Source organism: Saccharomonospora iraqiensis subsp. paurometabolica YIM 90007, from assembly GCF_000231035.2.
Taxonomy (GTDB): Bacteria; Actinomycetota; Actinomycetes; order Mycobacteriales; family Pseudonocardiaceae; genus Saccharomonospora; species Saccharomonospora paurometabolica.
In genome coordinates this window covers 28,507-36,998 of record NZ_KI912261.1, presented here as the reverse complement: position 1 = coordinate 36,998, position 8,492 = coordinate 28,507, and the positions used below count along the sequence as shown (strand labels likewise).

The window sequence follows — 8,492 nt, the reverse complement described above, 5'->3', positions numbered from 1 at the left end:
GGTGTGTAGTGTTTACTTCGTCGCCGGGGAGACCGGACGGGCCCTCCGAGAGGGGGAGTTCGGGTTACTCGGTGGGGGAACATGAACCAAGCTCCCATGGTTGTGGTAGAGTGGGTGTTCCTCGCTCCGGGTGAGTGGTCACCCCCCTTGAAAGAGCCTTCCGGGGTTGTTGTTAGGGTGGGTGTCGCTCGGAGGGAAAAACCGAGAAAACATCTTGTGGTGTTGTTTGAGAACTCAACAGTGCGCTAGTGATTGTCAGCTAGTAGAGCTTTGATGCCTCACCTGTTTTGGTGGGTGGGGTTTGCCCCTTTTTTGTGGGTTTCTTTGAGACATGTGGGTCTCGGATTTTACTGTTCATTGTTGGAGAGTTTGATCCTGGCTCAGGACGAACGCTGGCGGCGTGCTTAACACATGCAAGTCGAACGCTGAAGCCGCTTCGGTGGTGGATGAGTGGCGAACGGGTGAGTAACACGTGGGCAATCTGCCCTGTACTCTGGGATAAGCCCTGGAAACGGGGTCTAATACCGGATAGGACACTGTCTCGCATGGGGTGGTGTGGAAAGCTTCGGCGGTACGGGATGAGCCCGCGGCCTATCAGCTTGTTGGTGGGGTGATGGCCTACCAAGGCGACGACGGGTAGCCGGCCTGAGAGGGTGACCGGCCACACTGGGACTGAGACACGGCCCAGACTCCTACGGGAGGCAGCAGTGGGGAATATTGCACAATGGGCGGAAGCCTGATGCAGCGACGCCGCGTGAGGGATGACGGCCTTCGGGTTGTAAACCTCTTTCGCCCGGGACGAAGCGTCACAGTGACGGTACCGGGAGAAGAAGCACCGGCTAACTACGTGCCAGCAGCCGCGGTAATACGTAGGGTGCGAGCGTTGTCCGGAATTATTGGGCGTAAAGAGCTCGTAGGCGGTGTGTCACGTCTGCCGTGAAAACCTGCGGCTTAACCGTGGGCGTGCGGTGGATACGGGCATCACTTGAGTTCGGCAGGGGAGACTGGAATTCCTGGTGTAGCGGTGGAATGCGCAGATATCAGGAGGAACACCGGTGGCGAAGGCGGGTCTCTGGGCCGATACTGACGCTGAGGAGCGAAAGCGTGGGGAGCGAACAGGATTAGATACCCTGGTAGTCCACGCCGTAAACGTTGGGCGCTAGGTGTGGGACGCTGTTCACGTGTCCCGTGCCGTAGCTAACGCATTAAGCGCCCCGCCTGGGGAGTACGGCCGCAAGGCTAAAACTCAAAGGAATTGACGGGGGCCCGCACAAGCGGCGGAGCATGTGGATTAATTCGATGCAACGCGAAGAACCTTACCTGGGCTTGACATGCACCGGATCGCCTCAGAGATGGGGTTTCCCTTGTGGCTGGTGCACAGGTGGTGCATGGCTGTCGTCAGCTCGTGTCGTGAGATGTTGGGTTAAGTCCCGCAACGAGCGCAACCCTTGTCCCATGTTGCCAGCGGGTTATGCCGGGGACTCGTGGGAGACTGCCGGGGTCAACTCGGAGGAAGGTGGGGATGACGTCAAGTCATCATGCCCCTTATGTCCAGGGCTTCACACATGCTACAATGGCCGGTACAGAGGGTGGCGAGACCGTGAGGTGGAGCGAATCCCTTAAAGCCGGTCTCAGTTCGGATCGTAGTCTGCAACTCGACTGCGTGAAGTCGGAGTCGCTAGTAATCGCAGATCAGCAACGCTGCGGTGAATACGTTCCCGGGCCTTGTACACACCGCCCGTCACGTCATGAAAGTCGGTAACACCCGAAGCCCACGGCCCAACCGTTCGCGGGGGGAGTGGTCGAAGGTGGGACTGGCGATTGGGACGAAGTCGTAACAAGGTAGCCGTACCGGAAGGTGCGGCTGGATCACCTCCTTTCTAAGGAGCCTTCGGCTCGTTGGAGTCTATTTGTGAACCTCTACTGGTGGCGTTGGTGTCCGGTTCCTGCCGTGGTGGTAAGGGGGATGCTGGTGCCCGCCGGCCGGGTGGTTGCCGGGTCGGGTGTGGTGGTCGCTGGTGCACTGTTGGGTGTCTGAGGCAGCACCTCGGGTGTGTGTCTTGGGTGTGGTGTTTGAGAATTGCAGAGTGGGTGCGAGCATCTTTGTGGTCAAGTTGTGTAGGGCACATGGTGGATGTCTGGGCATCAGGGGCCGATGAAGGACGTGGGAGGCTGCGATAAGCCTCGGGGAGCTGTCAACCGAGCTGTGATCCGAGGATGTCCGAATGGGGAAACCCGGCACCCGTGATGGGGTGTCACCCGCACCTGAATGTATAGGGTGTGTGGAGGGAACGCGGGGAAGTGAAACATCTCAGTACCCGTAGGAAGAGAAAACAACCGTGATTCCGTGAGTAGTGGCGAGCGAAAGCGGAGGAGGCTAAACCGTGCACATGGTGAGAATGGTCAGGTGTTGTGTGTGCGGTGTTGTGGGGTGTCCGTGTCCGGGGTCTGACCGCCCCGGGGGCGTGGTGTGTGGCTAGCGGAACACGTTGGGATGCGTGGCCGGAGTGGGTGAGAGTCCCGTACGCGAAAGTCGCATGGCTGTGTCTGGCGGATGTTCCCGAGTAGCAGTGGGTCCGTGGAGTCTGCTGTGAATCGGCCGGGACCACCCGGTAAGCCTAAATACTTCCTGGTGACCGATAGTGCACGAGTACCGTGAGGGAAAGATGAAAAGTACCCCGGGAGGGGAGTGAAAGAGTACCTGAAACCGTGTGCCTGCAAGCCGTCAGAGCCTTCGGGTGATGGCGTGCCTTTTGAAGAATGAGCCTGCGAGTTAGTGCTGCGTGGCGAGGTTAACCCGTGGTGGGGGAGCCGGAGCGAAAGCGAGTCTGAAGAGGGCGTGTGAGTCGCGTGGTCTAGACCCGAAGCGGAGTGATCTACCCATGGCCAGGGTGAAGCCCGGGTAAGACCGGGTGGAGGCCCGAACCCACCAGGGTTGAAAACCTGGGGGATGAGCTGTGGGTAGGGGTGAAAGGCCAATCAAACTCCGTGATAGCTGGTTCTCCCCGAAATGCATTTAGGTGCAGCGTCGTGTGTTTCCCGCCTGGGGTAGAGCTACTGGATGGCCGAGGGGGCTTACCGGCTTACCGAAGTCAACCAAACTCCGAATACGGGTGGGTGAGAGCGCGGCAGTGAGACGGCGGGGGACAAGCTCCGTCCGTCGAGAGGGAAACAGCCCAGAACACCAGCTAAGGCCCCTAAGTGTGTGCTCAGTGGGAAAGGATGTGGAGTCGCAGAGACAACCAGGAGGTTGGCTTAGAAGCAGCCATCCTTGAAAGAGTGCGTAATAGCTCACTGGTCAAGTGGTTCTGCGCCGATAATGTAGCGGGGCTCAAGCACACCGCCGAAGCTGTGTCACTCACACAGTCGATCCGCGCTGCTCCTTCGGGGGTGGTGTGCAGTCGTGTGGGTGGGTAGGGGAGCGTCCCGCATCCGGGGAAGCGGCGAGGTGACTCAGTCGTGGAGGGTGTGGGAGTGAGAATGCAGGCATGAGTAGCGAAAGCGCAGTGAGAATCTGCGCCGCCGGATGACCAAGGGTTCCTGGGCCAGGTTGTTCCGCCCAGGGTAAGTCGGGACCTAAGGCGAGGCCGACAGGCGTAGTCGATGGACAACGGGTTGATATTCCCGTACCCGCGTGTGCGCGTCCCTGGTGAGGCAGGTGAGACTAACCACCCACCCGCCGGCGTGGTCTCTTCGGAGGCCCGGTGGTGGGGTGCGTGGGACCTGATCCTGTAGTAGCCAAGCGAGGGGGTGACGCAGGAAGGTAGCCCCGCCAGTCAGTGGTGATACTGGTGTAAGCGTGTGGCCCGGCCGGCAGGCAAATCCGCCGGCCATCAGGGTGAGGCGCGAGGCATAGCCGTTGAGGCGAAGCAGGGTGATCCTCCACTGCCGAGAAAAGCCTCTAGCGAGTGCGCATGCGGCCCGTACCCCAAACCGACACAGGTGGTCAGGTAGAGAATACCGAGGCGAGCGGGTGAACTGTGGTTAAGGAATTCGGCAAATTGCCCCCGTAACTTCGGGAGAAGGGGGGCCACGGCACCTGAAGCCCCGCGCGGGCTAGGGTGTTGGGGCCGCAGAGACCAGCGGAAAGCGACTGTTTACTAAAAACACAGGTCCATGCGAAGACGTAAGTCGAGGTATATGGACTGACGCCTGCCCGGTGCTGGAACGTTAAGAGGACCCGTTAACCCCTTGTGGGGTGAAGCGGAGAATTTAAGCGCCAGTAAACGGCGGTGGTAACTATAACCATCCTAAGGTAGCGAAATTCCTTGTCGGGTAAGTTCCGACCTGCACGAATGGCGTAACGACTTTCCGGCTGTCTCAACCACAGCCCCGGCGAAATTGCACTACGAGTAAAGATGCTCGTTTCGCGCGGCAGGACGGAAAGACCCCGGGACCTTTACTACAGCTTGGTATTGGTTTTCGGTTCGGCTTGTGTAGGATAGGTGGGAGACTGGGATGTGGCCACGCCAGTGGTCGCGGAGTCGTTGTTGAAATACCACTCTGGCCGGATTGGGAACCTGAACCTCGGACCGTGACCCGGTTCAGGGACAGTGCCTGGTGGGTAGTTTAACTGGGGCGGTTGCCTCCCAAAGAGTAACGGAGGCGCCCAAAGGTTCCCTCAGCCTGGTTGGCAATCAGGTGTCGAGTGTAAGTGCACAAGGGAGCTTGACTGTGAGACCGACGGGTCGAGCAGGTGCGAAAGCAGGGACTAGTGATCCGGCACTTCCTGGTGGAAGGGGTGTCGCTCAACGGATAAAAGGTACCCCGGGGATAACAGGCTGATCTTGCCCAAGAGTCCATATCGACGGCATGGTTTGGCACCTCGATGTCGGCTCGTCGCATCCTGGGGCCGGAGTAGGTCCCAAGGGTTGGGCTGTTCGCCCATTAAAGCGGCACGCGAGCTGGGTTTAGAACGTCGTGAGACAGTTCGGTCCCTATCCGCCGCGCGCGTTGGAGACCTGCGGAAGGCTGTCCCTAGTACGAGAGGACCGGGACGGACGAACCTCTGGTGTGCCAGTTGTCCCGCCAGGGGCACGGCTGGTTGGCCACGTTCGGAAAGGATAACCGCTGAAGGCATCTAAGCGGGAAGCCCGTTCCCAGATGAGGTCTCCCACCACCCTCGAGTGGGTAAGGCCCCCTACAGAACATGGGGTTGATAGGCCAGACATGGACGCACAGCAATGTGTTCTCGAGTGGACTGGTACTAATCGGCCGAGGGCTTGACCACAAACATGCTACGCACCCACTCTGCAACTCTGAAACACCACACCCTGGGACACACCCGCGGGGTGACTGTTTCGGAGGGTTGTTCGGTGGTTACAGCGGTGGGGACACGCCCGGTCCCATTCCGAACCCGGAAGCTAAGCCCACCAGCGCCGATGGTACTGCACCCGCCCGGGTGTGGGAGAGTAGGACACCGCCGAACACTTAACCGGAAAAAGGCCGGAGCGTCGCACACGCTCCGGCCTTTTTCATGTCCGGAAAATGTGTCGCCGTCGCGGCACCGCCCGGAATCCCGTTTCTGTTCTCCGGGCATCGCAGCGTCTTCTGCGGCCATCGCAGCGTCGGACAGGGAGGTGAGGGGTCGGTCCGCAGGGCGCCCGGCCCGGAGGCCCCGCGGACCGACCGGATCAGCGAGTGCGGGTGCCGCCGAGGAGCGCGGCGCAGACGGCGCCGGCGAGGCACACGACCCCGGTGATCGCGAAGATCTCCGTGTACTGGGTGACCATGGCCTCGCGGAGCGCGGCGGTGTAGTCGTCCATCGCGCTGCGGAACTGCTCGTCGGAGTCGAACAGGATGCGCAGGGGCACGTCCAGCGTCGCGGTGAGGCTGTGGAACCGGTGCATGCCCCACGCGGACAGGGCGGCGATCCCGACGAGCATTCCCGTCATCCGGGCCACGACCACGCCGGCCGAGGCGATGCCGTGCTGTTCGGGCGGGGTGAGCCGGAGGACGACCGCGGAGATCGGGGCGATGACCAGGCCGAGGCCGAAACCGACGAGCGCCAGGTCGACGTCCGCCTTGGGCAGTGGCACCGGCCCCAGCCGGTACGCCGCGGACAGGACGTCCGCGGTCCACGTGGACATCAGGCCGAAGCCCCCGGCGGCCAGCAGCAGGCCGCAGACGGAGACACCGCGTTCGCCGAGCCGGGAGGCCAGCGCGCCGCCGAGCAGCGCGCCGATCGGCAGTGCGACGAGGAACCGCAGCAGCAGCAGAACGGCGCCGTGGTCGTCGTAGCCGAGCAGCGTCTGGGCGAACAGGTCGACGTCGACGAGCGTGACCATCAGCGCCGCGCCCGCGGCGAGGCTCGCACCCAGCGCCGCCAGGAACGGCCGCATCGGCACCCGTGCGGTGTCGATCAGCGGGAGGCGGGCGCGGGACTGGTGGACGACGAACAGCGTCCCCGCGAGCACGGCGCCCACGAGCGCCGGCACGCCCCAGTCCGGCAGAACCTGCTCGGCCGGTTCCGGGTTGTACAGCCCCACCACGGTGAGCCCGAGCGTCCCCGCGAGCAGGGCTCCGCCCCGCAGGTCCACCGGGGAGGTTCCGCCCTCGGCACGCCGGGCGGGCACGGACAGGTGCACCGCGAGCATGGCGAGCAACGCCAGCGGGATGTTCACCCAGAACACCCCGCGCCAGCCCGCGACGGCGGCGAGCGCGATGCCGTAGACGGGCCCGAGGACGCTGCCGAGTTCCTGGGCGGCCCCGACGGCGCCGAGCACGGCGGCGCGCCGGTGCTCGGCCCACAGGTCGGCGGCCAGAGCCATCGTCACCGGGAGCAGCGCACCCCCGGCCACACCCAGGACGACCCGGCCCGCGACGAGCACGGGCACGGACGGCGCCGCCGCGGTGACCGCCGAGCCGAGGACGAGGCCGCCGAGGCAGAGCTGGAGCAGCCGCCTGCGCCCGAAGCGGTCGGAGGCCTGCCCGAGCACCGGCATCGCGGCGACGTAGCCGAGCAGGTACCCGGTCACCACCGGGGTGAGCCGTTCCAGCCGGTTCACCGGGATCTGCAGATCGTCCATGATCTGCCGGAACAGGCCGACGACGACGTAGGTGTCCAGCGCGCCCAGCAGCACGGCCAGCCCGCCCGCGCCGATCGCCACGGAACGACCGCCGCGCGTGGTCAGCGTGCCGGTCATGCGGGCGCTTCCACGGTCACCGGTTCGTTCACCCCGGACAGCGTGATGTCGACGGTGGCGCCGCCGTCGAACTCGGCCGAGGCCCGCACCGGCATCCGGCTGTCGTCACTGCGCACCCAGAAGGTCACGTCGGCGCCGGAGTCGACCCCGGGCAACAGCCCGGACAGCGTCTCCGGGGGTAGCGTGCCGCCGAGCTTGTACGCCGGGGTGCCGGAGACCTCCTCCGCCGCCAACGTCCGCGGTCGACGCAGGTCGGTCAGCAGACCGGCGATCCCGCCCTCGGGGTCGAGGATCGCGGACGGGTCGTACACCGAGGAGGCGAACGCGGCCGGGATCTCCTGGTGCTGCCCGGTGGGGCCCTTCAGGTACAGCGTGTCGGCGGTGAGCACGAACTCGACCTCGACGAGCTGGCCGGCCTGTTCCAGCGTGCCGGTGCCCACGGCCTCGCCCTCCCCGGTGAGGTCCCCCTCGATGCTGCGCACGGGGACGCCCGGCAGGGAGCCCTCGACGTCGAGCGTCACGTGGGCGCTGTCGATGCCCCGGGCCGCTTCCGCGGCCTCGTCGACGAGGGCGGGGGCGGCGGGCAGATCCTCGGCCGGGGCCCGGTCGTCGGACGAGCATGCCGTCGTGGCGGCGGCGGTCAGCGCGACCACGCCGACGAGGGCGTGGCGGGCGCGGATACGGCGGAAACCCATGCGGGGATCGTAAGGTGCGCCCGGGGCGTGCCGGGGTGGTGACCCGGCGCGGCCGCCGTGGTCAGGGCATGAGGCCCGCCGCCACGGTCGCGCCGAGTTCCCAGCAGGCGGAGAGGTCGTCCCGGCCCGGTTCGCCGCGCACCACGACCGCGGGCGCGGCCTGTTCCCAGCCGAGGCCGGTGGTGACCGTGTCGACGGCCTTCTGCGCCCCTTCGGTGCCCTCGTTGCCGTGCACCCAGTAGCCGAACGGCCGTTTCCGGGTCGCATCCAGACACGGGTAGTAGACGGTGTCGAAGAAATGCTTCAACGCGCCGGACATGTAGCCGAGGTTCGCCGGGGTGCCGAGCAGGTAGCCGTCGGCGTCGAGCACGTCCGGTGCCGTGGCCGCGAGTGCGGGCCTGCGGACGACGTCGACGCCGGTGATCTCGGGGTCGGTGGCCCCGGACACGACGGCCTCCAACAGGGCCTGGGTGTGCGGGGACGGGGTGTGGTGGACGATCAGCAACGTGGGCACGGTGGCTCAGGGTGCCCGCGCGGTGGGCGTGCCGCAAGCGTGCCGGGCGCGCGGCACCGGGTGGTGCTCGACACCGTGTCCGGCCGTGTCAGGCCCCGGTCCGGTCCCGCAGCAGTGCGCCCACGGCGTGGCGGAGGG

The 8,492-nt window shown here is 64.8% G+C and carries 3 protein-coding genes and 3 rRNA genes; 3 read left to right on the top strand and 3 right to left on the bottom strand.

Annotation, left to right across the window (positions count from 1 at the left end):
• Nucleotides 1–357: 357 nt before the first annotated feature.
• The 3 genes from SACPADRAFT_RS0222810 (at nt 358) to rrf (ending at nt 5,428) form a co-directional block, all read left to right on the top strand.
• Nucleotides 358–1,880 (top strand): 16S ribosomal RNA (locus SACPADRAFT_RS0222810).
• Between the two features lie 227 nt (nt 1,881–2,107).
• Nucleotides 2,108–5,230 (top strand): 23S ribosomal RNA (locus tag SACPADRAFT_RS0222805).
• Nucleotides 5,231–5,311: 81 nt separating this feature from the next.
• Nucleotides 5,312–5,428, top strand: a 5S ribosomal RNA gene (gene rrf, locus SACPADRAFT_RS0222800).
• Together the 16S, 23S and 5S rRNA genes form the textbook arrangement of a ribosomal RNA operon.
• A gap of 205 nt (nt 5,429–5,633) precedes the next feature.
• Here rrf and SACPADRAFT_RS0222795 read toward each other — a convergent pair.
• The 3 genes from SACPADRAFT_RS0222795 to SACPADRAFT_RS0222785 form a co-directional block, all read right to left on the bottom strand.
• Entirely contained in the window at nt 5,634–7,145 is a 1,512-nt protein-coding gene (locus tag SACPADRAFT_RS0222795; RefSeq protein ID WP_007025025.1) for an MFS transporter, read from the bottom strand.
• Complete coding sequence (locus tag SACPADRAFT_RS0222790) at nt 7,142–7,840, bottom strand: LppX_LprAFG lipoprotein (protein ID WP_007025026.1); 699 nt, start codon at nt 7,838–7,840, stop codon at nt 7,142–7,144. The genes SACPADRAFT_RS0222795 and SACPADRAFT_RS0222790 overlap by 4 nt, the downstream gene beginning before the upstream one ends.
• Before the next feature lie 61 nt (nt 7,841–7,901).
• Nucleotides 7,902–8,354, bottom strand: a complete 453-nt coding sequence (locus SACPADRAFT_RS0222785; RefSeq protein WP_007025027.1) for a flavodoxin family protein — start codon at nt 8,352–8,354, stop codon at nt 7,902–7,904.
• Nucleotides 8,355–8,492 lie beyond the last annotated feature (138 nt).